The sequence below is a fragment of the Ferrovibrio sp. genome, assembly GCF_002796975.1.
Classification (GTDB): Bacteria; Pseudomonadota; Alphaproteobacteria; order Ferrovibrionales; family Ferrovibrionaceae; genus Ferrovibrio.
In genome coordinates this window covers 77,010-102,374 of the sequence record NZ_PEKV01000011.1, presented here as the reverse complement: position 1 = coordinate 102,374, position 25,365 = coordinate 77,010, and the positions used below count along the sequence as shown (strand labels likewise).

Here is a 25,365-nt window from a genome sequence, read left to right as displayed (position 1 = left end):
GGCGCCGACCTGACCGGCGCCGACCTGACCGATGGCCGCTTCGCCAATGCGGTGCTGACCGGCGCGAGTTTCACCAACGCCCGGCTCGATCGCGCCCGCGACCTGCTGCTGCCCAATTAACGTTAATTGGTTTCCGGTTGGTCCTCAGCCGGTAATATGCGGCAGGGCGCGATAGTCCTCGCTCTGCATCTCGTTCAGCCGCGACACGCAGCGCTGGAATTCGAACGCGCCCTCGCCTTCCGGATAGAGCGTTTCCGGCGGCGCATCGGCCGTTGCCAGCAGCTTCGCCTTCGCCTCATACAGCGCATCGACCAGGGTGACGAACCGCTTGGCCTCGTTGCGCTTGGCCGGGCTGAGCGTCGGGATGTTGTCGATCATCACGGTGTGGAAGTTTTTCGCGATGGCCAGGAAGTCGGCCGGCCCGAGCGGCTGCTCGCACAATTCATCAAACCGGAACCGCGCCACGCCACGCGCCTGCAACGGCACCATCAGCTTGCGGCCGAGCAGTTCGATCTCGGCCGGATCGCCCTCGGCGTCATCCGTGAGCAGGTTCCAGACATGATCCAGCGCCAGCGTCGATTTCGCGCTCATCGGGCTGAACCAGACCGGCGACTTGGCGATGCGCTGCAGGCGATAGTCGCGACTGGCGGCCAGATGCAGCACATCCAGCTTCTCCTTGAACAATTCGATGAAGGGCAGGAACAGCTGGCGATTCAGGCCGCCCTTGTAGAGATCGTCGGGATGGCGGTTCGAGGTGGCGACAATCACCACGCCGCGCTGGAACAGCTTTTCGAACAGGCGGCCGAGGATCATCGCATCGGCCACGTCGCTGACCTGCATCTCGTCGAAACAGAGCAGCCAGGCCGATTTGGCGATCTTCTTCGCGGCCGGTTTGATCGGATCGTCGCCGCCGGCTTTCTTCTCGGGGTCATCCTCGGATAACTGCCGATACCTGAAAATCTCGGCATGCACCTCCTGCATGAAGGCGTGGAAATGCACGCGGCGCTTCTTCTCCACCGGCGCACCGGCGAAAAACAAGTCCATCAACATCGACTTGCCGCGCCCGACATCGCCGTAGATATACAGGCCCTGCGGCGCCGGCTCGCGCTTGCGGCCGAACGACAGCTTTTGCAGCCAGCCATCCTCCTTGCCGGGCTGATAATGCTGCAGCCGCCGGCTCAGCAGCTCCAGCTTCTCGGCCGCCAGCGCCTGGGCGGGATCTTCCGCCAGCTCTCCGGCTGCCAGTCTGGCGCGATAGGTTTCGAGGATGGACATGACGTCTGTTTAAAACAGAACGGGCGGCAGAGTCATCTGCCGCCCGTAGCGATCTGGAAAATCCCGGCTTACTTCAGGGTCGGGATGTTGAACTCGGCGCCCGAACGGATGCCGGTCGGCCAGCGCGCGGTCACCGTCTTGATCTTGGTGTAGAACTTCACGCCTTCCGGACCATGCTGGTTGGTGTCGCCGAAGGCCGACTTCTTCCAGCCGCCGAAAGTGTGGAAGGCGAGCGGCACCGGGATCGGCACGTTGATGCCGACCATGCCGACCTGCACCCTGGCGGCGAAGTCGCGGGCGGCATCGCCGTCGCGGGTGAAGATCGCCACGCCGTTGCCGAATTCATGCTCGGTCGGCAGCTTTGCAGCTTCCTCGAAAGTCTCGGCGCGCACCACGCTGAGCACCGGGCCGAAGATCTCTTCCTTGTAGATCTTCATGTCCGGCGTCACGTTGTCGAACAGGCAGCCGCCCATGAAGTAACCGCCTTCATAGCCCTGCAGCTTCAGGTCGCGACCATCGACCACCAGCTTGGCGCCTTCGCCCACGCCGGTATCGACATAGCCCTTCACCTTGGCAAGATGCTCCTTGGTCACCAGCGGACCCATCTCGGAATCCTTGTCGGTGCTGGGGCCGACCTTGAGCGCGCGGACGCGCGGCGTCAGCGCCTCGATCAGGCGGTCGGCCGTACCCTTGCCCACCGGCACGGCAACCGAAACCGCCATGCAGCGTTCGCCAGCCGAGCCGTAGCCGGCGCCGATCAGCGCGTCCACGGTCTGGTCCATATCGGCATCGGGCATGACGATCATGTGGTTCTTGGCGCCGCCCATGGCCTGCACGCGCTTACCATGCGCAGCGGCAGTGGCGTAGACATACTGGGCGATCGGTGTTGAACCGACGAAGCTGACGGCCTGGATGCGCGGGTCGGTCAGCAGCGTGTCGACCGATTCCTTGTCGCCGATCACGCAGTTCAGCACGCCCGGAGGTGCGCCCGCTTCCAGCATCAGTTCGGCCAGGCGCAGCGGGCAGGACGGATCCTTTTCGCTCGGCTTGAGGATGAAGGTATTGCCTGCCGCGATCGCGACGGCGAACATCCACATCGGCACCATGGCCGGGAAATTGAACGGGGTGATGCCGGCGACGACACCGAGCGGCTGGCGCATCGAATAGACGTCGATGCCGCGCGACACGCTGTCAGAATATTCGCCCTTCAGCAGATGCGGAATGCCGCAGGCGAATTCTACCACTTCCAGGCCGCGCTGCAGCGAACCCTTGGCATCCGAAAGCACTTTACCATGTTCGTTCGAGATTAGCAGGGCGATCTCATCGGCATGCTTCTCGCACAGTTCCTTGAACTTGAACATCACGCGGGCGCGCACCAGCGGCGAGGTAGCACTCCATGCCAGGAAGGCTTTCTGGCTGTCGGCGATGGCGGCCTCGACTTCAGCCCTGGTGGCCAGCGGCGCCTTGGAAGCGACTTCGCCGGTGCTCGGATTGTAGACGTCGAGGAAACGACCCGACTTGCCGGCGACCTTCTTGCCGCCGATGAAATGATACAACTCTTTCGCCATCTTGAACTCCCTGGAGCGGATACCGCAGCCCGGCGACTCTAAAGCCCCGACGGCGTCTGGCAAGAGCCAGCAGCGCGCAAAGGCAGGCTTTCTCGTCCGGCTTTTTTATGCGCGCTTCATGCCTGCATCGCGGGGCGCTGCGCCATCCTGTTGTACCAGTCCGATATCGCCGATGCCGAAGCGATCGATCCCAGCCTGAACTGCTGCGTGATCCATGAGTGTGCGCTTCGCAGCGCCGGCCGGCGCTGCGCCCGTCTTCCCAGCAGCCCGCAGGGGACGGCGATTTCCCGCGCGGCGACGCGGGCGATTAGGCCTTTTCATGCCGACTAGAATTTTATTCTAGAGCCCGGTATAACCCGAACCATGAGCAAGCCCGCCCGCAGGATCGCCGCGTCTTCGGCCGCCATCGCCGACCGTATCGCTGCACATGCCGCGGCGCACAGCACGCGACAGCGCGCCCTGACCGCGGCACTGGCGCTGTTCGATCTGCAGGGCGTGGAAGCCACCACCATCGACCAGGTGCGCGATACTGCCGGCATCTCGATCGGCAGCCTGTATCACCATTTCCGCAGCCGCGAGGGTCTGGTGATCGCGCTGTATGAAGACCTGCTGGAACAGTACCGCACGGCGATGACCGCCGAACTGGTCCGCCACAGTGGCATCCGCGCCCTGCTGGATGCCTTCGTGAAGACGCATATCGACTGGGCGATGCAGAATCCGACGGCGGAACGCTTTCTGTCCGAACATCGCCACCATCGCAGCCTGATCGATGTCGAAGACCAGTTGCAGGACGACACTGCCGATTTCATCCGCCCGCTGCTGCGGCGGATCAAGCCCGCCATCGATGCCGGCGTGCTGAAGCCGCTGCCACCCGAATTGCTGCTCAGCCTGGTGCTCGGCCCGGTGCAGACCTGGTTGCGCATGCATCGCTCCGGCCGCAGCAAACTCGCCGCCGATGTTGCTGCCCGCAAACTGTCGGACCTGACCTGGGACGCCGTCGCCGTCCCGCCCGTGAAGAGGAAACTGAAATGACCATCGCCGCTTTCGCCGTGCCCGTCACCGCTGCCACCGCCGAGGCCACGGTGCTGAAACAGTGGGGCAGTTTCAGCCGCCTGCCGCTCGGCCGCCGGCTGTTCAGCTTCCTGATCGGCGTCACTGTGCCCTATGCCGGCAGCATCGCGCCCGAAGTGGTGGAACTGTCGCCCGGCCAGGCCCGCGCGCGCATGGCTGACCGCCGCCGCCTGCGCAACCATCTGCGCTCGCTGCATGCCGTGGCGCTGACCAATCTCGCCGAACTGACCGGCAACCTTGCGCTGATGAGCCGCCAGCCACCGAAAGGTGCGCGCTGGATCGTCACTGGCTTCGACAGCGAATTCATCAGGAAGGCGCGCGGCACCATCACCGCCGACTGCAGCCTGCCGGTCCTCGACTGGTCGACGGCGCAGACTCTGGATTGCCGCGTGGAACTGCACGATGCCGCCGGCGAGCTGGTGATGATCGCACGGCCGCGCTGGCGTATCGGACCGGACGAGCCGCGCCAGTAAGCTTTGCCGCAGCATCGTCTTTGAGCGGAACATCCTCTCCGCTCAGGGGTTTTTCTCGTCTCCCGCAGCAGACCTGGAGGAAAACGATGACACGCATTCATTCATTTGCCCTGCTGGGCGCGACCGCCCTGATCGGCGCAAGCCTGGCCGTGCCGCCCGCCTTGGCCGGCGGCATGAAAGCCGACAGGCAGCAGCATGCAGCCGTACAGCAGCAGGCGCTGACGGCGCAGAATTTCGTCATGTACGCCGGCAACGCCGATCTCTTCCAGACAGAAGCCAGCAAGATTGCGGCCGAGCGCGCCCAGAGCAGCGAAGTGAAAGTCTATGCCAAAGAGATGGCGAGCCAGCATGCCAGTGCGACGACCCGGCTGACCTCTGCGGCGCGTCAGGCCGGTATTACACCGGCAACGCCGATGCTGACTCCGCATATGCAGCAGAAGTTGACCGAGTTGCGCAACACATCGACCACCGCTTTCGATGAGCGTTACGTCACGCTGTTGAAGGACGCGCAGGAGCGCGAGTTGCGCCTGCATAATGCCTATGCCCGTAGCGGCGACAATGCGACACTACGCGCAGCGTCCAGCGACACCGCCAAGGTGGTGGCGCAGCATCTGGCCGAGGCACAGCGCATTTCCGGCTCGATTATTGCCGATCGACCCGCCGGTTCGTAACAGTCGGAGTTCGGGTATCAGCCGCCTGCCTTCGTGCAGGCGGCTTTTTTTTACGCGCGCCCGATCTTATGCACGAGCAGCGGCGTGGATGGCTTTCAGCCGTGTCAGCAGCGCACGCGCACCTGATAGCGGCAGGCAACTCGGCCCGTCGCATTTCGCCTTATCCGGCTCAGGGTGGAATTCCAGGAAGACGCCGTCGGCACCCGAGGCCACGGCAGCTGCCGCGATCACCGACACGCCTTCGCGCCGGCCGCCGGCCGCCACGCCACCGCCCTCGACCGCCTTGGCGCCGGGCAGCTGCACGGCATGGGTGGCATCGATGGTGACCGGCACATTGAATTTCTGCATCTCCTGGATCGCCAGCATGTCGACGATCAGGTTGTTGTAACCGAAGGCCGACCCGCGCTCGCACAGGATGGTCATGTTGGGCGCCGCCGCCTGCTCGATCTTGTGCAGGATGCTTTTGCAGTCGTTCGGCGCGAGGAACTGCGCCTTCTTCACATGCAGCAGGCCCTGTTTCTTCTGCGTGGCGCGCGCCGTGGCGACGATCAGGTCGGTCTGCCGCACCAGGAAGGCGGGGATCTGCACCAGGTCGGCAACCTCGGCGACGGCTTCGGCCTGGAAAGGCTCATGCAGGTCGGTGGCGACCGGCACCTTGAGCCTGTCTTTCACAGTGGCGAGGATTTTCAGCCCCTCTGCCATGCCGGGGCCACGGAAGCTGTTGATCGAAGACCGGTTCGCCTTATCGAAGCTGGCCTTGAACACGAAGGGCAGTTTCAGGTCGGCGGCGATCTGCTTCAGTTCGCTGGCGGTCTGCATTGCGAGATCGAGATCCTCGATCACGTTCAGGCCGAGGATGCAGAACAGCGCCTTGCCGTCGCCAATCGTCAGATTCCAGTTTTGCAGGGTCAGCGCAGCCATCGATGCCTCATCAAATCCGTCTCCCGCGATTGTGTCGCAAACGGGCGGATTTGACGAGAGTCGGCGGGCCTATTAATGCGTCGCCAGGCCCCGCAGAAGCGCCTCGCTGGCCGCGTTCGCCGGCAAAAAGCTTTCGATCCGCAGATCCTGCAGGGTGACATCCTGCGGCGTGCCGAAAGTGGCGATCATGGTGACGAGATCGAGCGCCAGGCCATCCTTCTCCACCGAGAAGGACAGCAGCGGCCTGGGTTCGGCCTCCCAGTCGACGCTGCGCCACAGCGCATCGACATCGGGATAGCCGCGCACCTCACTCAGCACGGCGGCAGCCGCCGGACTGTCCATCGCCTCGCGCTGTAGCCGGTGCAGCAGGTTGCCGGCGACATCGCGCCAGTTTTTGATAAATGGTCGCGCGCCCTGCGGATGCAGCGGCAGCTTCATGAAATTGACCGGTTTGGCCGGATCGTGGCCAGACTCGTTCAGGGGGCCGAGCAGGAAGCCGATCATGCGCTGCGCCGCCTGATTGGCGAGTTGCACGGTCCAGGCGGCATCCACCACCACGGCCGGAAACGGTTCATGCTGCTTGAGCAGCAGATCGAGCGCATGGCGCGCCTCGGCCAGTTGCGGCGCATCCAGCTTGCTTTCGCGATAGGCCGCGGCGAAGCCTGCGGCATGCAGCAGGCGGTTGCGCTCGCGCAGCGGCATGTCCAGCAGTTCGGCGAGATGCAGCACCATCTGGCGGCTCGGTCGCGCGCGGCCGGATTCGAGGAAACTGACGTGGCGTTGCGAGACGCCGCCGTTTTCGGCCAGATCGAGCTGGCTCAAACCGCGGCGGCGGCGCCATTGCCGCATCAGCGTGCCGAAGCCGGCGGCCGATACGGCTTGAGAGCTGATCGCGTCGCTCATCTGCATCTCCGTTTCCCCTGCGCGCAGTGTGGAAAGAAGTGGGGCGGCCTGTCCAGCCGCCCCGGTACTTACGCAGCCAGCGCAGCGCCGGGATGCCCGCGCAGCAGCCGCAGCTTCCACAGGCCGATCAGCGCGGTGTCGAGCGCGATGACGGCAAGCGCGACCATGCCCCAGATGCTGAAGCTGGACCGGAAAGCCGCGACGAGTGCGAAAGTGCCAATCACCCAGCCGGCATCGGCCATCGCCGTGAGCGCCAGCACCGGACGGTCGAGACGCGGCTTGGTCGCAGCCAGCAGCAGCAGACCGGCATAGGCGACCAGCAGGATGCCCAGCTCCCAGAGCAGCGTGGCCGTGGCCAGGCCGAGCACGGTCTCCTGACCGGGCAGCAGGAAGCCGGCCAGCCAGGTTGGCGCGATCAGGCCGGGCAGGCCGCAGGCTGCGCAGAGCGCGGCGTCGATACGCAGGATGGTGGCGGAACGGGCGGTGGAGATCATGGTCAGGCTCCTGTTCAGGGTGGAACTGGAGGGATATTTGAGCCAGATCAGTGGGTTAACAATTACCAAGGAGGTAATAAAGCTGCCCCGGAAGCGGCAAGCGACAATTTTATTTTACATTTTACATATGCTGTTAATTTTATTCTATCATATATTTTAGTGTTAATTGATTGACTCTCATTTCATGGCGTTAAATAAATCTTTCCACACAAGCTGCTGGCGATCAGAGAGGCGGGCCTGCCATGCATAGCTTTCCGGGATTTTTGAACCTGCAGGACCGGCTGGTCCTCGTCGCCGGCGGCGACGAGCATGCCGCCCGCAAGATCCGCCTGTTGCTGAAGGCCGGCGCCCACATCCGCGTGGTGGCCCCCGATCTGAACCCTGAAATCTTTTCACTTGTCGCTGCAGGCACTGCCGAACATCGCGTCGAGTTCGCGCCCGATGCGCTGGAGGGCGTGCGTCTGGTGATCTCAGCCTTCGGCGATACGCGCGACGAAGCTGTGGCCCAGGCTGCGCAGCAGCGCGGCCTGCTGGTGAATGTGGTAGATCGCGCCGATCTGTCCGACTTCACCGTGCCGGCCATCGTGGAGCGCGGCGACATCACCATCGGGATTTCGTCCAACGGCACGGCGCCGCTGCTGCTTGGCCGCATTCGCGCGCAGATCGAAGCGCTGCTGCCGGCACGTCTGGGCGACGTCGCGGCGCTGGCTGGCGAATTCCGCAGCACGGTTTCGCGTGTGATCGGCGGTGCCGCCAAGCGCAAACGCTTCTGGCAGCGCGTCTTCGACGGCCCGGTGGCCGCGAAAGCATTGGCCGGCGATCGCGCTGGCGCCCGCGCCGCGTTGATGAGCGAACTCAACAGCCAGCAGGATGACCTGCAGGGCCAGGTGCTGCTGGTCGGCGCCGGCCCCGGCGATCCCGACCTGCTGACGATTGCTGCCCAGCGCGCCCTGATGGATGCCGATATCGTGTTCTACGACGCGCTGGTGTCGCCCGAGATTCTCGACCGCTTGCGCCGCGATGCCGAGCGGGTGTCAGTCGGCAAGCGCAAAGGCCGCCACAGCACCGGCCAGGACGAGATCAATGCGCAGCTCGCGGCCCATGCCGCACTTGGCAAGAAGGTCGTGCGGCTCAAGGCCGGCGATCCTTTCATCTTCGGTCGCGGTGGCGAGGAGATGGATTACCTGACAGACCGCGGCATCACAGTCTCCGTCATCCCCGGCATCACGGCGGCGTTGGGCTGCGCAGCCGCTGCCGGCATTCCGCTGACCCATCGCGAGCTGAGCCACGGCATCAGCCTGGTGAGCGGCCAGTTGAAGGACGGCGAGGACAATTTCGCCTGGGCAGATCGTGCCGCGGCGGGCGAAACCGTCGTCGTCTATATGGGCCTGAACCAAGCCACCAATATCCGCGACCGCCTGATCGCCACCGGTGCATCGCCGGCGCTGCCGGTCGCGCTGATCGAAAACGGCACACGACCCGATCAGCTGGTCAGCGCCGGCACGCTCCGCGCACTCCCTGCGCTCGCCACACAGCATGGCAGCGGACCAGTGCTTCTGATCATCGGCAAGGTCGCCGCCTATGCCAGATCGACCGTCGCCCGGCAGCGACGCACCGCCTGAGGATTTTCACGATGGCCAAAGCCCCCAAACTCAACAGCCAGCCGCAGATCGTCACCGCCAACGACCTCAGGAGCGGCGATACGGTCTACCTGACCGTCACCGGCGGCTGGACACGGCGCATTGCCGAGGCTGCCGTGGTCGCCAATGTCGAGGCCGGCGCTGCTTTGCTGGCGGAAGCCGAAGCGCAGGCGAAGCAGAATATTGTCGTCGCGCCGTATCTGATTCCGGTGGATGCCAGCGTGACGCCGCCGAAACCCATCCAGTATCGCGAAGTCCTTCGTGCAGAGGGACCGAGCACCGAAACCAGGCCAGCAGCCTGAGCAGGAATGCCCATGTATCAGTATGACGAAATCGATCAGACCATGGTGGAGGAGCGGGTCGCCCAGTTCCGCGACCAGGTCGCCCGCCGCCTGACCGGCGAGATCAGCGAAGACGAATTCAAGCCGCTGCGCCTGCAGAACGGCCTGTATCTGCAGTTGCATGCCTACATGCTGCGCATCGCCATTCCCTACGGCACGCTGTCGTCGCGCCAGTTGCGGGGCCTGGCGCAGATCGGCTGCACCTACGATCGCGGCTGGGGCCATTTCACCACCCGACAGAACCTGCAGTACAACTGGATCAAGCTGGAGGATGCGCCGGCCGCGCTGGCCGATCTGGCGAAGGTGCAGATGCATGCCATCCAGACCAGCGGCAACTGCATCCGCAACACCACCACAGACCAGTTCGCCGGCGCCGCCCATGACGAGATCGAGGATCCGCGCGTCTGGTGCGAGATCATCCGCCAATGGTCGACCTTCCATCCGGAATTCAGCTTCCTGCCGCGCAAGTTCAAGATCGCCGTCACCGGTTCGCCGAACGACCGCGCTGCCGTGCGCGTGCATGACATCGGCCTGCGCATGCACAAAAACGATGCCGGCGAGATTGGCTTCGAGGTGATCGTGGGCGGCGGTCTCGGCCGCACGCCCTTCATCGGCAAGACGATCCGCGACTTCCTGCCCAAGCAGGATCTGCTCAGCTATCTGGAAGCCATCCTGCGCGTCTACAACCAGTTCGGCCGGCGCGACAACCTGTTCAAGGCACGTATCAAGATCCTGGTGCATGAGATCGGCATAGAGACCATGCGCGAGAAGGTGGAAGCCGAATTCGCCGCCTCGAAGCATGGCGCGCTGAAACTGCCGCAGGAGGCGATCGACCAGATCGCCGTGCAGTTCGCCCCGCCGGCCTTCGAGACGCTGTCGGGCATTTCGGCCGAGTATGCCAATGCCTTCCGCACCGACTTCGAGTTCGGCCTGTGGGCGCGGCGCAATACCTTCAAGCACAAGCAGCCGGGCTACAGCATCGTCACCATCTCGCTGAAGAAGGAAGGCGCACCGCCGGGCGATGCCTCGGCCGAACAGATGAATGCCGTGGCCGATATCGCCGACCGCTATTCGTTTGGAGAAATCCGGGTGACGCATGAGCAGAATCTGGTGCTGCCGCATGTGAAGCATTCCGACCTGCCGGCCGTGTTCAAGGCATTGAAGGCCTGGGATCTCGCCACGCCGAATGTCGGCCTGGCCTCTGACATCATCGCCTGCCCGGGCCTAGACTACTGCGCGCTGGCCAATGCCCGCTCGATCCCGATCGCGCAGCAGATCGCGCTGCGTTTCAAGAACTGGGAACGCGCACATGATATCGGTGAACTGAAGATCAAGATTTCCGGCTGCATCAACGCCTGTGGTCATCATCACGTCGGCCATATCGGCATCCTCGGCGTCGACAAGGCGGGCGAGGAATTCTACCAGATCACGCTGGGCGGCTCGGCCGACGACCAGGCCGCGCTCGGCGACCTGATCGGCCCATCGCTGAACACGCACGACGCCGTGGACGCCATCGACACGCTGGTCGAGACCTACCTGCGCCTGCGTAAAAGCAGCGACGAGCGTTTCCTCGACACCTATCGCCGCATCGGCATCGCGCCGTTCAAGGAGGCCGTCTATGTCTCTGCTTAAGCACGGTCGCCTTGTCGGCGAAGATGCCTTCCAGCCGGTCGCGGATGATGCCGCCCTGCCCGCCAGCGGTGCGGTACTGGTGACCTATGCGCGCTGGCAGGTCGAGAGGGAGCAGCTGACCGGCCGTAATGCGCCGCTCGGCATCCTGCTGCCGAATAATCTCGATGTGCTGGATTTCGGTGCTGAAGCCGAGCGCTTCGACCTGATCGTGCTGCAGTTTCCGAAATTCAGCGATGGCCGCGCCTACAGCCAGGCCCGGCTGCTGCGCGAACGTTTCGGCTATCGCGGCGAGCTGCGCGCCACCGGCCATGTGCTGCAGGACCAGCTCTGGCATATGCAGCGCAGCGGCTTCGACGCCTTCGAGATTCCGCGTGCCGATGCGGTCGAGGCCTTTGCGAAAGCCAGCCGCACCTTCAGCCATGTCTACCAGCCAACCGGCGACGGCCGCGTCAGCGTGCTGAAACAGCGCCTGGCGGCCCATAATAATAAGAATGGGCGCAGCCAGGAGGCAGCAGAATGAGCGCGCTCGCCTTTGCCGGCCTCGACCTCGACGATTATGCCGCCTCGCTGAATGCGCAGATGCAGGGCCGCTCAGCCGAAGATGTGCTGGGCATCGCGATCCGCGACCTGTTTCCCGGCCAGATCGCGCTGGTCTCGTCCTTCGGCGCCGAATCCGCCGTGCTGCTGCATCTGGCGGCGCAGACCGACAAGGCGACGCCGATCCTGTTCCTCGATACCGGAAAACTGTTCGAGCAGACGCTGCAATACCGCGATGCGCTGGTCGACCGCCTCGGCCTGAGCGACGTGCGCGTACTGAAGCCGGATGCGAAGCAGCTGGCGGCGCAGGACGAGAGCGGCACGCTGTGGTTCAAGGATACAGAGGCCTGCTGTAACATCCGCAAGGTGCAGCCGCTGCAGCGCGCGCTGAAACCCTTCGCCGCCTGGATCAACGGTCGCAAGCGTTACCAGGCCAATACGCGGCGCGAGATTGCGCTGGTCGAGGCCGAGGGCGCGCGGCTGAAATTCAATCCGCTGGCCGGCTGGAATGCAGCCGAGATCGAGGCCTATTTCGCCCGCCACGACCTGCCGCGCCATCCGCTGGTGGCGGAAGGCTATCTCTCGATCGGCTGCGACACCTGCACCCGGCCGGTGGCGGCCGGGCAGGATGCCCGCTCGGGCCGCTGGCAGGGCAGCGAAAAGACCGAATGCGGCATCCATTTGCCGATTCCGGTGGGGAATCTCTGAGTTTTATTAATACTTTCCCGCTAAAAGTACCGGGCTAGAGTGTATTAAGCCATGCATGACGATCTCGATTCCCTGGAAGCCCAGAGCATTTACATCCTTCGCGAGGCCTACAGCCGCATCAAGCCGATGGCGATGCTGTGGTCGCTCGGCAAGGATTCCAATGTCATGATCTGGCTGGCCCGGAAGGCCTTTCTCGGCAAGGTGCCCTTCCCGCTGGCCCATCTGGATACCGGTCTGGAATTCCCCGAGACCTATGCCTTCCGCGAGCGCTATGCGGCGGAATGGGGCATCGATCTGATCAAGGATGCCTGCCCGCCGCTGGAGGCGACCGATCCGACCCTGCCGCACAATTCCCGCATCGCGGCGCGCAAGACGCTCGGCCTGAAGGAAGCCATTGCCCGCTACGGCTGGAAAGGCGTGATCGCCGGCATCCGCCGCGACGAGCAGGCGACGCGGGCCAAGGAACGCGTGTTCAGCCCGCGCGACGACGCCGGGGCCTGGGATTTCCGCGACCAGCCGCCCGAACTCTGGGACCATTTCGCCGCCGACCTGCCCGATGGCGTGCATATGCGCGTGCATCCGCTGCTGCACTGGACCGAGCTGGATATCTGGCGCTACATCAAACGCGAGGGCATTCCGGTGGTGCCGCTGTATTTCGCCAATGCCGAAAACAAGCGCTTCCGTTCGCTGGGTGAGATCGGCATCACCTTTCCGATCAGCAGCCCGGCGCGCACCATCGACGAGATCATCGCCGAACTGGCGGTGACGCGCGAACCTGAACGCGCCGGCCGCGCCATGGATCATGACAGCGAAGACGCCTTTGAGCGCCTGCGCGTCGCCGGCTATATGTGAGCCTGCCGATGTCCGCCGTTCCGCTCAGCATCGAGACCCTTGATCAGCAGCGCGCCAGCCTGCAGCAGGGGCGCGCCTTTCCCATCGTCATCGTCGGCCATGTCGATCACGGCAAGTCTACTCTGGTCGGCCGCCTGCTGCATGACACGGATTCACTGCCGACCGGCAAGCTGGAGCAGCTGAAGGCCGTCTCCGAAAAGCGCGGCCTGCAATTTGAATGGTCCTTCCTGCTCGACGCGCTGCAGGTCGAACGCGACCAGGGCATCACGGTCGATACCACGCAGATCTGGTTCACCACGCAGCAACGCCGCTATGTGATCATCGACGCGCCGGGGCATAAGGAATTTCTGAAAAACATGGTGACCGGTGCGGCGCAGGCCGATGCCGCGATCCTGGTGGTGGATGCGGCGCAGGGCCTGGCCGAGCAGACCCGCCGCCATGCCTATCTGCTGCATCTGCTCGGCATCCGCCAGGTCGCGGTGGCCGTCAACAAGATCGACCTGATCGGAAATGATGCCGCCAAGTTCAAGGTTGTCGCCGATAGCGTGCGCAATTACCTGGTCGGCATCGGCATCGAACCGCAGGCCATCGTGCCGCTGTCGGCCCGCGAGGGCGGCAATATCGCCAGCCGCAGCCTGAATACGGCCTGGTATCAGGGCCCGACGCTGATCGGCGCGCTGGATGCCTTCAGCCCGCGCGCCCTGCCGGTCGAGCAGCCGCTGCGCCTGCCGGTGCAGGATCTCTACCGATATGGCGACAGGCGCATTGTCGTCGGCCGCATTGAAAGCGGCCGGCTGAAAGCCGGCGACCGCATCCGCTTCGCACCACTGGGCCGCGAGGCCACGGTGGCGACGCTGGAACACTGGACTGGTCCGGGCCGGCAGATGCCGGCGCCGACCGAGGCGAAAGCCGGCGAGAGCGTGGCCTTCACCTTGGACGAAGACGTCTTCGTCGAACGCGGCGCGCTCGGCTCCTCGCCCGAGCATCGGCCTATCGATGCCAACCGCTTCACCGTGCGGCTGTTCTGGCTCGACAAGCAGCCGCTTCGTAAAGGTGATCGCCTGACTATGAAGGTGGGGACCGCCGAACGCGAGGCGCAGGTGGAATCGATTGTCGAATCACTCGATGTCGAGACGCTCGATGCCGATACGGCACAGCAGATCGAACGCAACGGCGTCGCCCGCGTGGTGTTGCGCGTGCGGCCGCCGATGGCGATTGATCTCTACGAGACTTTGCCACGCACCGGTCGCGGCGTGCTGATCCGCGGGCCGCAGATTGTTGCCGGCCTGGTGATCGAGACGGCGGCCACCCGCGTCAGTACCGACATCACGGCCGTGGATTCTTCCGTGACGGTGCAGGAACGCATCGACATGAACGGCCATCGCGGTGGCGTGATCTGGATGACCGGCCTGTCCGGCGCCGGCAAGTCGACGATTGCGATGGCGACGCAGCGCCTGCTGTTTTCGCGCGGCCGTCATGTCGCCGTGCTGGACGGCGACAACCTGCGTCATGGCCTGAACCGCGATCTCGGCTTCACCGATGCCGACCGGCTGGAGAATCTCCGCCGACTCGCCGAGGTGGCAAAGCTGATGGCCGCGAATGGCTCGCTGGTGCTGGTTTCAGCGATTTCGCCGTTGCAGCGGTTCCGTGACATGGCGCGCGAGATCGTCGGCGAGGATTTCCGCGAAATCTATGTGAAGGCCGATATTGAACTGTGCGAGTCACGCGATCCGAAGGGCCTGTACCGCAAGGCGCGCTCGGGCGAGATCAGGAATTTCACCGGTATCTCGGCGCCCTATGAAGCGCCGCAGAATGCCGACCTGGTGCTGGATACCGCAAAGCCGCTGGCGCTGGCCGTCACCGCGCTGACCGAATATGTCGAGGGCATCTTCGGCGAACTGCCCTGGCACCCGGATATCTGACCGGGATTACATCCTGACCGTGGCACGCCACTCGTAGCGGCCGCTGCGGAAGCCGCCGAAATATTTCTTGATGTCGGGATGATTCACCGGGCCGGCTTCGGCATCGGGCAGCAGATTCTGCTCCGAGACATAGGCCACGTAGGAACTCTGCGCATTCTCCGCCAGCAGGTGATAGAAGGGCTGGTCCTTGCGCGGACGCAGGTCGGCCGGGATCGACTCCCACCACTCCTCGGTATTGTTGAAGACCGGATCGACGTCGAAGATCACGCCGCGGAACGGGAACAGGCGATGCCGCACCACATCGCCGATCCCGAATTTTGCGTCCCGGCTCTCAGCTTTCTTACTCTTTGCCATCCTGCCTCAATACGTGGCGCGACCGCCGCTCAGATCGAATACCGCGCCGGTGGTGAAGGAATTCTCCGGGCTGACCAGCCAGGCCACCATCGCCGCGATCTCGTCCACCGCCACAAAGCGCGTGCGGGGAATCTTCGACAGCATATAGTCGATATGGGTCTGCGTCATCTGGTCGAAGATGGCGGTTTTCGCCGCCGCGGGGGTGATGCAATTGACCGCGATGTCCATGCCGGCCAGTTCCTTGCCCAGCGACTTGGTCAGCGCGATCACGCCGGCCTTGGCAGCACTGTAGGCGCTGGCATTCGGATTGCCTTCCTTGCCGGCAATCGAGGCCACATTGACGATGCGGCCGAAACCCTTCGCCTTCATCAGCGGCACCACGGCGCGGCAGCAGTGGAATACGCCGGTCAGGTCGATATCGATCACCTGCTGCCAGTCCGCAAGCGGATAGGCATCGACCGGCGCATTCGGGCCGGCAATGCCGGCATTGTTGACCAGGAGGTCGATGCCGCCGAGTTTTGTGGCGGTTTCCTTGGCCGCAGCCTCGATGCTGGTCCAGGAGGTAACATCTGCATTGACGGCGATCGCCTTGCCGAGTGCGGACAGCTCGCCCGCCACCTTGCCGGCCAGCGCGGTATCGCGATCCCAGATCGCCACGGCTGCGCCGGAGCGCAGGAAGCGTTCGGTGACAGCGCGGCCGATGCCCTGCGCACCGCCGGTGACCACTGCATTCCGGCCCTTGAGATCAATCTGGTTCATGACGTTCCCGCTCCTGTTTTCTGGCAGGCTAGCAGAAGCGGCAGGTGTTTTAACAGGGACAGGACTCGGGCGTCGTGCCTATTCTGGCAGCAGGAGACAACGTCATGGACCGCAGCGGCGATCCGATCATTGCCGAGTCAGACTGGCCGGTGGCCCTGCCACCGCCGCTGGCGGAATTTCTGCGTCACTGGCAGGCACTGCGCGCCGCGGCCGGCGGCGTACCGCCGAAACGCGCCATCGACGCGCTGCAGATTCCGCCCCATCTGCTGCCCGGCATCGGCCTGATCGACTGGGTGCCGCGTAGCGGCGATCCGGCCGGACCCGACGACGGCCGGCTGTATTACCGTCTGCTGGGCACCGCGCATCGCCATGCCACCGCGCATGACTATACCGGCCGCTATTTCGACGAACTCTATACGCCCGAGCAGGTCGCCCGGCTGAATGCCGAATACCTCGGCATCCTGCGCAGCGGCCAGCCGCATTATGCCCGGCGCGGCTCGCTGAAGCATGGCCGCGAGTTCATCATGTTCCAGCGTATTCTTGCGCCGCTGCTTGATGATCGAGGAACCGCGCACCATCTGATCGGTTACTGGTACTGGGAGATCGCCGACTGATGACGACGCCTGACGACATTCTCGATTTCTGGTTCGACCGCCAGCCTGGCGCCGAGCTGACACATCGCAAGGCATGGTTTGAAAAGAACGACGCTTTCGATGAGGCAATCCGCGGTCGCTTTTCTGCTGCCGTCGAAACCGCACTGGCCGAAGGCTATGCCGACTGGACGCAGACGGCCGAAGGTGCGCTGGCGCTGCTGATCCTGCTCGACCAGTTTCCGCGTAACCTGTTCCGCGGCCAGGCCAAGGCTTTTGCCGGCGATACACGCGCCCGCATCATTGCCCGCCAGGCGGTGGACCGCGGCTTCGACATCGCCGTGCCGCCGGTGATGCGGCTGTTCTTCTACCTGCCCTTTGAACACAGCGAGCATCTGCCCGACCAGGATCTGGCGCATCTGCTGTTCTCGGCGCTGGACAAGGATCTGCCCGGTTTCGATCTGGCAGGGTGGGCCGACAAGCATCGCGTGATCATCGCGCGCTTCGGCCGCTTCCCGCACCGCAATGCCGCACTCGGCCGCGACAGCTCACTGGAAGAAGTGGAATTCCTTAAGCAGCCCGGCTCGTCGTTTTAAGCGACTTCCGCAGGTTCAGCGGCATCGGCAGCATGCTGGGCGGCGGCGGCTCTTCCGGCACACGCAGCAGGCGCATCCGCGGCGGCTCGACCAGTTCGAGCGCATTGATCAGCCTGTTGACCAGACGCGGATTCTCCGAGAAGGCCACATCGCCGGCGATGCGCGCCTTCTGCAGGCTGGCGGTGCCGACGATGATCCGCGTCAGCACGTCGAGATCGGCGGTGATCTGCAGATCGACCTGGAAGCCCATATCGGTGTAGCAGAGATCAATGTCGCCATCGCGCTTGATGAGCCACCAGTTGCGCAGCTTGTGGTCGCGGCGCGGCACATTGGTGAATTCGAAATGCACGACGCATTTGGCGGGCAGTTCACCCAGCCGGCCATGCAGCAGGAAATCGCGCATCGAATACATCAGGTAGCTGACGTTGCGATCCTGCTCATCGAGATAGGGCAGACGATATGTGCTGCCCCAGGCTGCCAGCTGGTTGATCAGCGGGCGGAGCGCATTGCCCGCTTCGGTCAGCCGGTAGACATGGCCGCGACCCTGCGGCACGCGCGCGATCAGGTTGCTGATTTCCATTTCCTTGAGACGGCGCGACAGCAGGCTGCGCGACATCAGCGGCACGCCCTGCTGGATGTCGACGAAGCGCTCGCGGCCCTTCATCAATTCGCTCAGAATCAGCGGGGTCCAACGGCTCGCCACAACCTCGGCGGCCTTTGCGACCGGGCAGAAAATGCCATAGCGCATATCCATGCCGGCATGGATATGCGAGAAGCCCTGAAGTGCCAAGTGCAAATTTTGCACTATCCTGTGAATGGCCTCCCGACCAGTATCCGCCGCCTTTAGTTACCCCCAACTGGCCCGGAGACCGTCATGACCGTTCAGTCGCAGATCAAGAAACCCGCCACCGAAAACCTCGCCGCGCGCATAGCACCCTTGGGCGAAGCCTTCGCCGCCAGTGCCGTATTGAACGACGCGTCCGACCGCTTTGCCGCCGACAATTTCGCCCTGATCAAGCAGGCTGGCATCCTGCCCGCGCTGATCCCCGCCGAACTGGGCGGCCTGGGCGCCGGCTATCGCGACGTGGCCGACATGCTGCGCAGCTTCGCTGGTGGCTGCAGCGGCACGGCGCTGGCCCTCTCCATGCACATGCATCCGGTCGCCCTGCTGGTGCGGCGCTGGCGCGGCGATCCTGCCGCCGTCGAAGCCGTGCTGAAACGCATTGCCACCGAAAATCTGATGCTGCTGTCGACCGGCGGCAACGACTGGCTCGCCGGTTCGGGCAGCGCCGTGAAGGTCGAGGGCGGCTACCGCTTCTCGGGCCGCAAGCGTTTCGTCAGCGGCTGCGAAGCCGGCAACCTGCTGATGACCATGGCCGTGTGTGATGGCGAAGTGCTGCATGCCGCCGTGCCGATGAAGGCCGAGGGCGTCAGCATCGAGCAGACCTGGCGCACGCTGGGCATGCGCGCCAGCGGTTCGCATGACGTGGTGCTGAAGGATGTGTTCGTGGCCGATGCCGCGATCAGCGCGCGGCGTCCTGCCGGCGTGTGGCATCCGTTCTTCCATCTGGTCACCCTGGTCGCCTTCCCGCTGATCTACAGCGTGTATCGCGGCGTGGCCGAAAAGCTGCGCGACGAAACCGTGCGTCTGGCATCGAAGCGGCGTGAAGATACCGAGGCACAGATCCTGATCGGTGCGATGGACACCGCGCTGGCCACCGCCACCGCCACGCATGAGCGCATGCTGCAGTTCGGCGATGCCGGCGCGCCGGGCGAACAGACCACGGCAACGATGATGACGCTGAAGCGTGCGATGACCGAAAGCCTGCTGCAGGTCGGTGCGCTGGCGCTGGATGCCGCCGGCGGCAGTGCCTTCTATCGCGACAACGGCATCGAGCGGCTGTACCGCGACCTGCAGGCAGCGCGCTATCACCCCTTCACCATGCTGCCGCAGCAGAAGCTGGCCGGCCGCATCGCCATGGGCCTGAACGCCGACGGCAAGGCGGCGTAAGCATCGCCCGAACGAAACACCCTCACCCCAACCCTCTCCCGCAAGCGGGAGAGGGAGCAAGAGGCGCATCTGCCCCCTCCCACTTGTGGGAGAGGGAGGGACCCGACGCGAAGCGGCGGGAGGGTGAGGGTCTTACTTCAAATCAGCCGCGCGGCTTTTTCAGTTTCTGCACTTCGCGATGGCGGAAGCAATCGGTGGTGTGATCGTTGATCATGCCGACCGCCTGCATGAAGGCATAGACGATGGTGGGGCCGACGAAAGTGAAGCCGCGCTTGCGCAGATCCTTCGAGATCGTCTGGCTCAGCGGCGTTTCCGCCGGCACATGCTTTTTCTGCGCCCAGCTGTTCTGCAGCGGCTTGCCGTCGAGATACTTCCACAGATAGCCGGAGAAACCGCCCTTCTCCGTTTCCATGATTTCGAGCCAGCCGCGCGCATTGGCCACCGTGCCGTGGATCTTGGCCTTATTGCGGATGATGCCTTCGTCCAGCATCAGCGCATCCAGCTTCTTCGGCGTATAGCGCACGATCTTCTCGGGCACGAAACCGTCGAAGGCTTTGCGGAAATTGTCGCGCTTGCGCAGGATGGTGATCCAGCTCAATCCCGCCTGGAAGCCATCGAGGATCAGCTTCTCGAACAGGGCGCGGCTGTCCCATTCGGGTACGCCCCATTCGGTGTCGTGATAGTTCACATAGAGCGGATCGACACCGCACCAGGTGCAGCGGCAGCGGCCGTCGTCCACGGCGACAGCGGCGATGAGTTTCTTGGCCATTTGATTAGGTCTTTGCCTCTGGAATCGGTCCTGCATAGTCGGGGCGGATTGCGGTCAGCGCAACGCCCGCGGCATCCAGTTCTTGCGAAGACACTGCATCCAGTCGCAGCAGCGCCAGCCCACTGCTGCCGGAAACTGACCGCAGCTGCCCAACCTCCTGGCCGCCGGCAGTGATCGGCGTGCCCATGGCCGGCAGGGCCGCCTTGCCTTCCACGCGATAGAGCTGCTTCTTCAGCAGGCCACGATATTTGGTGCGGGCCGTCAGCTCCTGGCCGATATAGCAGCCCTTCCTGAAATCGACGCCGTTGAGCGCCTCGAAATGGTTTTCCAGCAGCAGGCCTTTATCCACTTCGATGTCGCGTACGCCCTCGGGCACGCCGAGCGCGATGCGATGCGCTTCGTAGGCCGCCAGGCTGGTGATGGTGAGCGGCGGCGCGATATTGGCAGGCAGCCACAGCCGCCAGCCCAAAGCCGGCAGGCGCGGATCGGTGAACAGGACAGACCCTTCCGGCATCTCCGGCATCCGTCCGCTGCCGAACAGCGCATAGCCCTGCCAGTCCTCGATCTCTGCCAGTTCGACCCTGGCGCGCAGGCGATAGAGTGTCAGCCGGCGCTTCAGGTCGGCGCGACGTTCGGCCGCCACATCGACCAGCAGGGTGTCGGCGCTTTGCGTATAGACCAGAAAATCATGCAGGAACTTGCCCTGCGGCGTCAGCAGCGCGGCATAGACCGCCCGGCCCGCCTCGCTCGCCACGTCGCTGGAAATCAGCGGATTGAGGAAACCTGCGGCATCCGGCCCGGAAATCCGCAGCAGGGTGCGGCCGGGCAGGGCGGCGCAGATCGGGGGGGAGCAGGTTAGATCGGACATCCCCTTCACCTATGGGAGCCATCCGACCTTGGCAAGGCGAAAGCACACCCCTATAACCGGCCAAACCTTTAAGATTGGCACCATGCGCATCCTGTTCATTTCCGCCAACCGGGTCGGCGACGCAATCCTGTCGACCGGCCTGCTCAACGCCCTGCATGCCCAGTTTCCCAAGGCCCGCTTCACCGTGGCCTGCGGACCCGCGGCCGTCGGCGTGTTCGAGGCCGTGCCCAATCTCGACCGCCTGATCGTGATGGAAAAGAAGCCCTGGGCCGGGCATTGGTGGGAATTGTGGAAGAAGCTGGCGCTGACCCGCTTCTGGCTGATCGTCGACCTGCGCGGCTCCGGCATCGGCCAGTTCCTGCTGTCGCGCCGCCGCCGCAGTTTCAGCGGCTCGGGTTCGCGCCTGCACAAGGTGATCGTGCTGTCGAATTTCCTCAAGCTGAAGGATGTCGTCTCGCCGCGGCTCTGGCTGAAGGACGAGGCAACCAAGGCGGCGAAAAAGCTGTGGCCAGATGATGGCCGTCCGGTGCTGGCGCTCGGCCCGACCGCCAACTGGGGCGGCAAGATCTGGCCCGGCGCACGTTTCGCCGAACTGGCGCAGCGCCTGACGGGCGAGAATGGCATCCTGCCGAATGCGCGTATCGTGGTGTTCGGCGGACCGGGCGAGGAAGCCCTGGCTGCGCCGGCGCTCGGCAACCTGCCGGCCGAGCATACGCTGGATTTCGTCGGCAAGCTGGACCTGCAGACCATCGGTGCGGCACTGAAACGCTGCGACTTCTATATCGGCAACGACAGCGGGCTGATGCATCTGGCCGCCGCCGCCGGCACGCTGACGCTTGGCCTGTTCGGCCCGAGCCGCGAGGAAATTTACGGTCCCTGGGGCGAGAAGAACGGCGCGGTGCGCACCGACCGCAGCTTCGAGGAGATCGTCGGCGAAAAGGGCTATGATCACCGCAGCCACGACAGCCGCATGCTGGACCTGAGCGTGGACAAGGCGCAGCGCGCCGCGGAAAGCGTGTGGAAACACGCGCAAGAGGACTGAGGCATGACCGCGCCGAAACTCTCCGCCCTCGTCGTCGCGCATAACGAAGCCGCGCAGATCGCCGACTGCCTGGAGCGTTTACGCTTTGCCGACGAGATCGTGGTGGTGCTCGACCGCTGCACCGACACCACGCGCGAGATCGCAGCCGGATTCACGACCAGACTGATCGAGGGCGCCTGGCCGCTGGAAGGCGAGCGCCGCAATACCGGACTTGATGCCTGCAGCGGCGACTGGATCCTGGAAGTGGATGCCGACGAACGCGTGCCGGGCGAGATGGCGCGCGAAATCCGTGATGTGATCGCGACGGCAAAATTCGGCCATATCTTGATACCTTTCGACAACTATGTCGGCAGCCGTCTGGTGCGCTATGGCTGGGGTGGATATTTCGGCGTGATGATGGCGCCGCGGCTGACCGCCAAAGGCGCCAAACGCTGGGGCGACCAGCGCGTGCATCCCGCCCTGGAGCTGAAGGGCGAGCAGCGTTTCCTCAAGAGCCGCATGATCCATTATGTCGACAGGAATATCTCCGACATGATCCACCGGCTGGATCGCTACACGACCTCAAATGCTGCCGACCTGCGGGCGTTGCGGGCCGAGGGCAAGGATATCGGCTCTTACGGCCATAATATCCGCCGCATCTTCAGCCGCTTCTACAAATGCTATATCGGCCGCAAGGGCTATCGCGAAGGCCGCTACGGTTTCCTGATCGCGCTGATGGCCGGGCTCTATCCGATCCTGAGTTATCTCAAGGCCGATCTCGAACGCGGCGAGTAGGCAGTTTCCCTCAATGCAGGCTGTAGCTCTCCGCCGCCGCGCGGATTTCCACCGGACTCACCAGCCGGGCTGAAACCACGCGCACGCTGTGCAGCCTGCCGTCCAGCCTGTCTTCCCAGAAATCGAGAAACGTCTGCAGCACCGGAAATTTCGGCGCCAGATCGTAATCCTGCCAGACATAGCTCTGCAGCAGGCTGGGATGATCAGGCATGTGGTAGAGGATTTCCGCCGTGGTCAGACGATGCGTCAGCAGCTTCTGCAGCCATGCGGCATGATTGAATGTCTTGTCGTCCGGAGAATGATCCGACATCGCGCCTCCAGTCAGGGACGGGAGCCGGCATCCGATACCGGTGAACACCGACGCGGAAGCCGGCACCAACAGTCAAAGCCTGTCAGCAGTGTCGGATTCGATTCAACAAGATTGTGTAAACGCGATGCCGATTGGCACTCGCGGTGTCATGCTGCTGATGGGCGCTGGCGCATCAGCGTCCAGACCGCAAAGGCCATCATGCCGAACAGCAGCATCGGCAGCAGAATCTGAAACGCCGCACGATCTGCGTGCAGTACATGACTCTCGTTCTGCATCGCGATGCCGCCGATGAATGCCAGCGGCAGCAGCGCGCCCAGCACGGCACTGATCAACAGCCGGTTCATTGCGAAAAGCCGCGGATTGCCTCAATGGTCTCGCCGCGGGGCCACACGACGCCATCGATGGCCAGGCCGTTGTCGCGCTGGAATTTGCGCAGGGCATAATCTTCGCGCGCGCCCCAGATGCCAGTCGGCCCGTTGGTGGCGGCAATGTCGAGATAGCCTTCCAGATGCAGCAGCTCCTGCAGCTTGCAGACATCGGCATGTCCGTTGACCTGCCCGCTGCCCACGCCGGCGCGCAGGTTGAACAGGCCATTGCCCCGCAAGGCCCCGTCCAGCGCGCTGGTCAGGAAGGCCTCGGCCGGATCGGGCAGGCAGTCGAGGTCATCGCGGCTGGGAATCTGGAGAAAGGCTCGGGCGGACATGGGCGACTCCCTGATTGAGAACAGATAGTGAATATACAGGTCGCCATCTCTTGAAGCAAGGAATTTTCGCCTTATGTTCTCATTCACGGCAAATCAAGGACTTAGCCAGGCCACGAACACAAACGAAGCCAAACGAACCGGAACGAGCACCAACGAACGCAAACGAAGCAAAACGAACACCTGCGAGCAAAAAGGAGCAAAACGAATCCCGACGCGGTCGCTGCCAGTCCGGGGCATGCCTTGACTTCATCCACCGCCCCTCTTCTCTTAACCGCACCAGACAACAAAGCTTTTCGGGAGAGACCGCATGACTGCCTGCATCGTCGGCTGGCACCACAGCAAATTCGGCAAACTGGATGGGCGCGACGCCGAAGACCTCGTCGTCGAAGTGGCGGTCGGGGCGATCCGCGATGCCGGCATCGAGCCGAAGGATGTCGATGCGATCTATCTGGGTCATTTCAACGGCGGGCTGATCGACCAGGATTTCACTGCTTCGCTGGTGCTGCAGGCCGATCCGGCGCTGCGCTTCAAGCCGGCAACGCGGGTGGAGAATGCCTGCTCGACCGGTACGGCGGCGATCTATCAGGGTCTGAACGCGATTGCCGCGCGCAAGGCGCGTTTCGTGCTCTGCATCGGTGTCGAGAAGATGACCTCCGCCTCGACCGAGATGGTCGGCAATATCCTGGTCAAGGCGAGCTACAAGAAGACCGAGGTCTTCAACGAAGGTGGCTTCGCCGGCGTGTTCGATTCGATCCAGAAGCAGTATTTCCAGCGCTATGGCGACCAGTCGGACGCCACCGCGATGATCGCCGCCAAGAACCACAAGAACGGCGCCAAGAATCCGCTGGCGCATATGCAGAAGGATTTCGGCTACGACTTCTGCAAGACCGTGTCGGACAAGAACCCCATTGTGACCGGCGGCATGCGCCGCACCGACTGCTCGATGGTGTCGGACGGCGCCGCAGCCCTGGTGATGACCGACGTGCAGACGGCGCTGCGCATGAAGAAGGCAATTGCCTTCCGCGCTTCGAAACACGTGCAGGATTTCCTGCCGATGGCCAAACGCGACGTGATCGCCTTCGAGGGCCCGGCCAAGGCCTGGGCCGACGCGCTGGCTGAAGCCGGCCTCTCCGTGTGGGATCTTTCCTTTGCCGAGAGCCACGACTGTTTCACCATTGCCGAACTGATCGAATACGAAGCCATGGGGCTGACCGCGCTGGGCGAAGGCGCCAAAGCCATCAAGGAAGGCTGGACCCAGGCCGACGGCAAGCTGCCGGTCAATCCGTCGGGCGGCCTGAAGTCGAAGGGCCATCCGATTGGCGCCACCGGCGTCTCGATGCATGTGATGGCAGCGATGCAGCTGAACGGCTCTGCCGGCGACATCCAGGTGAAGAATGCCAGGCTCGGCGGTGTCTTCAACATGGGCGGTGTCGCGGTGGCCAACTACGTCTCGATCCTCGAACCGCTGCGTTGAAAGTTAAGACGTGGATGCCCGAAACAAGTCCGGGCATGACACTGAAATTTGTAATCATCCTTTGTCATGGCCGGGCTTGTCCCGGCCATCCACGCCTTCCTTGTTAG

Annotated in this window: 30 protein-coding genes; 17 read left to right on the top strand and 13 right to left on the bottom strand. The window is 63.8% G+C overall.

All coding sequences use genetic code 11. The features are described from left to right. The first annotated feature begins 9 nt into the window (after positions 1-9). On the top strand, positions 10-120 hold the full coding sequence (locus tag CTR53_RS21290) for a pentapeptide repeat-containing protein (protein ID WP_367158976.1): 111 nt from the start codon (positions 10-12) through the stop codon (positions 118-120). A gap of 24 nt (positions 121-144) precedes the next feature. Here CTR53_RS21290 and zapE read toward each other — a convergent pair whose 3' ends face one another. Further along, positions 145-1,275: a cell division protein ZapE gene (zapE, locus tag CTR53_RS13280; protein ID WP_290814142.1), complete on the bottom strand. Its 1,131-nt coding sequence runs from the start codon at positions 1,273-1,275 to the stop codon at positions 145-147. 68 nt (positions 1,276-1,343) lie between these two features. Continuing rightward, positions 1,344-2,843 (bottom strand): CoA-acylating methylmalonate-semialdehyde dehydrogenase, encoded by a 1,500-nt coding sequence (locus CTR53_RS13275; protein ID WP_290814140.1) that lies wholly within the window; start codon positions 2,841-2,843, stop codon positions 1,344-1,346. 363 nt (positions 2,844-3,206) lie between these two features. Between CTR53_RS13275 and CTR53_RS13270 the strand changes: the two genes are divergently transcribed. From CTR53_RS13270 to CTR53_RS13260, 3 genes are all read left to right on the top strand, one after another. Further along, on the top strand, positions 3,207-3,875 hold the full coding sequence (locus tag CTR53_RS13270) for a TetR/AcrR family transcriptional regulator (protein ID WP_290814137.1): 669 nt from the start codon (positions 3,207-3,209) through the stop codon (positions 3,873-3,875). Further along, positions 3,872-4,387 (top strand): DUF4442 domain-containing protein, encoded by a 516-nt coding sequence (locus CTR53_RS13265; protein WP_290814134.1) that lies wholly within the window; start codon positions 3,872-3,874, stop codon positions 4,385-4,387. The genes CTR53_RS13270 and CTR53_RS13265 overlap by 4 nt, the downstream gene beginning before the upstream one ends. A gap of 86 nt (positions 4,388-4,473) precedes the next feature. Continuing rightward, entirely contained in the window at positions 4,474-5,058 is a 585-nt protein-coding gene (locus CTR53_RS13260) for a DUF4142 domain-containing protein (RefSeq protein WP_290814131.1), read from the top strand. A gap of 66 nt (positions 5,059-5,124) precedes the next feature. On the opposite strand, the gene kdsA is transcribed toward CTR53_RS13260, so the two are convergent. The 3 genes from kdsA to CTR53_RS13245 all read right to left on the bottom strand — a co-directional run bounded on the left by kdsA (position 5,125) and on the right by CTR53_RS13245 (position 7,376). Continuing rightward, complete coding sequence (kdsA, locus tag CTR53_RS13255) at positions 5,125-5,979, bottom strand: 3-deoxy-8-phosphooctulonate synthase (RefSeq protein WP_290814128.1); 855 nt, start codon at positions 5,977-5,979, stop codon at positions 5,125-5,127. 72 nt (positions 5,980-6,051) lie between these two features. Then, positions 6,052-6,882 carry a helix-turn-helix transcriptional regulator gene (locus CTR53_RS13250; RefSeq protein WP_290814125.1) on the bottom strand — a complete coding sequence of 277 codons (831 nt, stop codon included), beginning with the start codon at positions 6,880-6,882 and terminating at the stop codon, positions 6,052-6,054. A gap of 68 nt (positions 6,883-6,950) precedes the next feature. Then, positions 6,951-7,376 (bottom strand): hypothetical protein, encoded by a 426-nt coding sequence (locus CTR53_RS13245; protein WP_290814122.1) that lies wholly within the window; start codon positions 7,374-7,376, stop codon positions 6,951-6,953. 242 nt (positions 7,377-7,618) lie between these two features. On the opposite strand from CTR53_RS13245, the gene cysG reads away from it, so the two are divergent. The 7 genes from cysG to cysC are packed head-to-tail and all read left to right on the top strand — an operon-like array spanning position 7,619 to position 15,008. Beyond that, entirely contained in the window at positions 7,619-8,998 is a 1,380-nt protein-coding gene (gene cysG, locus CTR53_RS13240) for a siroheme synthase CysG (RefSeq protein WP_290814119.1), read from the top strand. A gap of 11 nt (positions 8,999-9,009) precedes the next feature. Then, complete coding sequence (locus CTR53_RS13235) at positions 9,010-9,318, top strand: DUF2849 domain-containing protein (RefSeq protein WP_290814116.1); 309 nt, start codon at positions 9,010-9,012, stop codon at positions 9,316-9,318. Positions 9,319-9,330: 12 nt separating this feature from the next. Continuing rightward, the gene (locus CTR53_RS13230; RefSeq protein ID WP_290814113.1) at positions 9,331-10,989 is read left to right on the top strand and encodes a nitrite/sulfite reductase; all 1,659 of its coding nucleotides are present in this window, start codon (positions 9,331-9,333) and stop codon (positions 10,987-10,989) included. Continuing rightward, complete coding sequence (locus CTR53_RS13225) at positions 10,976-11,509, top strand: DUF934 domain-containing protein (RefSeq protein ID WP_290814110.1); 534 nt, start codon at positions 10,976-10,978, stop codon at positions 11,507-11,509. Before CTR53_RS13230 ends, CTR53_RS13225 begins: the two co-directional genes overlap by 14 nt. After that, positions 11,506-12,234 (top strand): phosphoadenylyl-sulfate reductase, encoded by a 729-nt coding sequence (locus tag CTR53_RS13220; protein ID WP_290814108.1) that lies wholly within the window; start codon positions 11,506-11,508, stop codon positions 12,232-12,234. Before CTR53_RS13225 ends, CTR53_RS13220 begins: the two co-directional genes overlap by 4 nt. Before the next feature lie 51 nt (positions 12,235-12,285). Next, entirely contained in the window at positions 12,286-13,086 is an 801-nt protein-coding gene (gene cysD / locus CTR53_RS13215) for a sulfate adenylyltransferase subunit CysD (protein ID WP_290814105.1), read from the top strand. Positions 13,087-13,094: 8 nt separating this feature from the next. Continuing rightward, entirely contained in the window at positions 13,095-15,008 is a 1,914-nt protein-coding gene (cysC, locus tag CTR53_RS13210; RefSeq protein ID WP_290814102.1) for an adenylyl-sulfate kinase, read from the top strand. A gap of 6 nt (positions 15,009-15,014) precedes the next feature. Here cysC and hspQ read toward each other — a convergent pair whose 3' ends face one another. Together hspQ and CTR53_RS13200 are read right to left on the bottom strand one after the other, a co-directional pair. Then, a complete protein-coding gene (hspQ, locus tag CTR53_RS13205; protein ID WP_290814099.1) occupies positions 15,015-15,362 on the bottom strand; it encodes a heat shock protein HspQ in 348 nt (115 codons plus the stop codon). Between the two features lie 6 nt (positions 15,363-15,368). Beyond that, positions 15,369-16,121 (bottom strand): SDR family NAD(P)-dependent oxidoreductase, encoded by a 753-nt coding sequence (locus CTR53_RS13200; protein WP_290814096.1) that lies wholly within the window; start codon positions 16,119-16,121, stop codon positions 15,369-15,371. A 104-nt stretch (positions 16,122-16,225) separates the two neighbouring features. On the opposite strand from CTR53_RS13200, the gene CTR53_RS13195 reads away from it, so the two are divergent. Beyond that, positions 16,226-16,735: a hypothetical protein gene (locus CTR53_RS13195; protein ID WP_290814093.1), complete on the top strand. Its 510-nt coding sequence runs from the start codon at positions 16,226-16,228 to the stop codon at positions 16,733-16,735. Continuing rightward, positions 16,735-17,307 carry a DUF924 family protein gene (locus CTR53_RS13190; protein ID WP_290814090.1) on the top strand — a complete coding sequence of 191 codons (573 nt, stop codon included), beginning with the start codon at positions 16,735-16,737 and terminating at the stop codon, positions 17,305-17,307. The genes CTR53_RS13195 and CTR53_RS13190 overlap by 1 nt, the downstream gene beginning before the upstream one ends. Here the strand turns inward: CTR53_RS13190 and CTR53_RS13185 are convergent. Then, positions 17,282-18,097, bottom strand: a complete 816-nt coding sequence (locus CTR53_RS13185; RefSeq protein ID WP_290814087.1) for a helix-turn-helix domain-containing protein — start codon at positions 18,095-18,097, stop codon at positions 17,282-17,284. The genes CTR53_RS13190 and CTR53_RS13185 overlap by 26 nt on opposite strands. 84 nt (positions 18,098-18,181) lie before the next feature. Here CTR53_RS13185 and CTR53_RS13180 point away from each other — a divergent pair, with 84 nt between their 5' ends. After that, complete coding sequence (locus CTR53_RS13180) at positions 18,182-19,318, top strand: acyl-CoA dehydrogenase family protein (RefSeq protein ID WP_290814084.1); 1,137 nt, start codon at positions 18,182-18,184, stop codon at positions 19,316-19,318. Positions 19,319-19,460: 142 nt separating this feature from the next. Here the strand turns inward: CTR53_RS13180 and CTR53_RS13175 are convergent, their stop codons facing one another. Next, positions 19,461-20,087: a DNA-3-methyladenine glycosylase I gene (locus CTR53_RS13175; protein ID WP_290814081.1), complete on the bottom strand. Its 627-nt coding sequence runs from the start codon at positions 20,085-20,087 to the stop codon at positions 19,461-19,463. 4 nt (positions 20,088-20,091) lie between these two features. Continuing rightward, positions 20,092-20,955: a folate-binding protein gene (locus tag CTR53_RS13170; RefSeq protein ID WP_290814078.1), complete on the bottom strand. Its 864-nt coding sequence runs from the start codon at positions 20,953-20,955 to the stop codon at positions 20,092-20,094. 82 nt (positions 20,956-21,037) lie between these two features. Here CTR53_RS13170 and CTR53_RS13165 point away from each other — a divergent pair, with 82 nt between their 5' ends. Together CTR53_RS13165 and CTR53_RS13160 are read left to right on the top strand one after the other, a co-directional pair. Further along, entirely contained in the window at positions 21,038-21,997 is a 960-nt protein-coding gene (locus CTR53_RS13165; RefSeq protein ID WP_290814075.1) for a glycosyltransferase family 9 protein, read from the top strand. A 3-nt stretch (positions 21,998-22,000) separates the two neighbouring features. Beyond that, positions 22,001-22,771, top strand: a complete 771-nt coding sequence (locus tag CTR53_RS13160) for a glycosyltransferase family 2 protein (RefSeq protein ID WP_290814072.1) — start codon at positions 22,001-22,003, stop codon at positions 22,769-22,771. A 10-nt stretch (positions 22,772-22,781) separates the two neighbouring features. Here the strand turns inward: CTR53_RS13160 and CTR53_RS13155 are convergent, their stop codons facing one another. The 3 genes from CTR53_RS13155 to CTR53_RS13145 form a co-directional block, all read right to left on the bottom strand. Further along, positions 22,782-23,081, bottom strand: a complete 300-nt coding sequence (locus CTR53_RS13155; RefSeq protein ID WP_290814069.1) for a Usg family protein — start codon at positions 23,079-23,081, stop codon at positions 22,782-22,784. A 146-nt stretch (positions 23,082-23,227) separates the two neighbouring features. After that, entirely contained in the window at positions 23,228-23,425 is a 198-nt protein-coding gene (locus CTR53_RS13150; protein WP_290814066.1) for a hypothetical protein, read from the bottom strand. Continuing rightward, positions 23,422-23,784, bottom strand: a complete 363-nt coding sequence (locus tag CTR53_RS13145) for a peptidoglycan-binding domain-containing protein (RefSeq protein ID WP_290814063.1) — start codon at positions 23,782-23,784, stop codon at positions 23,422-23,424. Before CTR53_RS13145 ends, CTR53_RS13150 begins: the two co-directional genes overlap by 4 nt. Positions 23,785-24,091: 307 nt before the next feature. Here CTR53_RS13145 and CTR53_RS13140 point away from each other — a divergent pair, with 307 nt between their 5' ends. After that, a complete protein-coding gene (locus CTR53_RS13140; RefSeq protein ID WP_290814060.1) occupies positions 24,092-25,258 on the top strand; it encodes an acetyl-CoA acetyltransferase in 1,167 nt (388 codons plus the stop codon). Positions 25,259-25,365 lie beyond the last annotated feature (107 nt).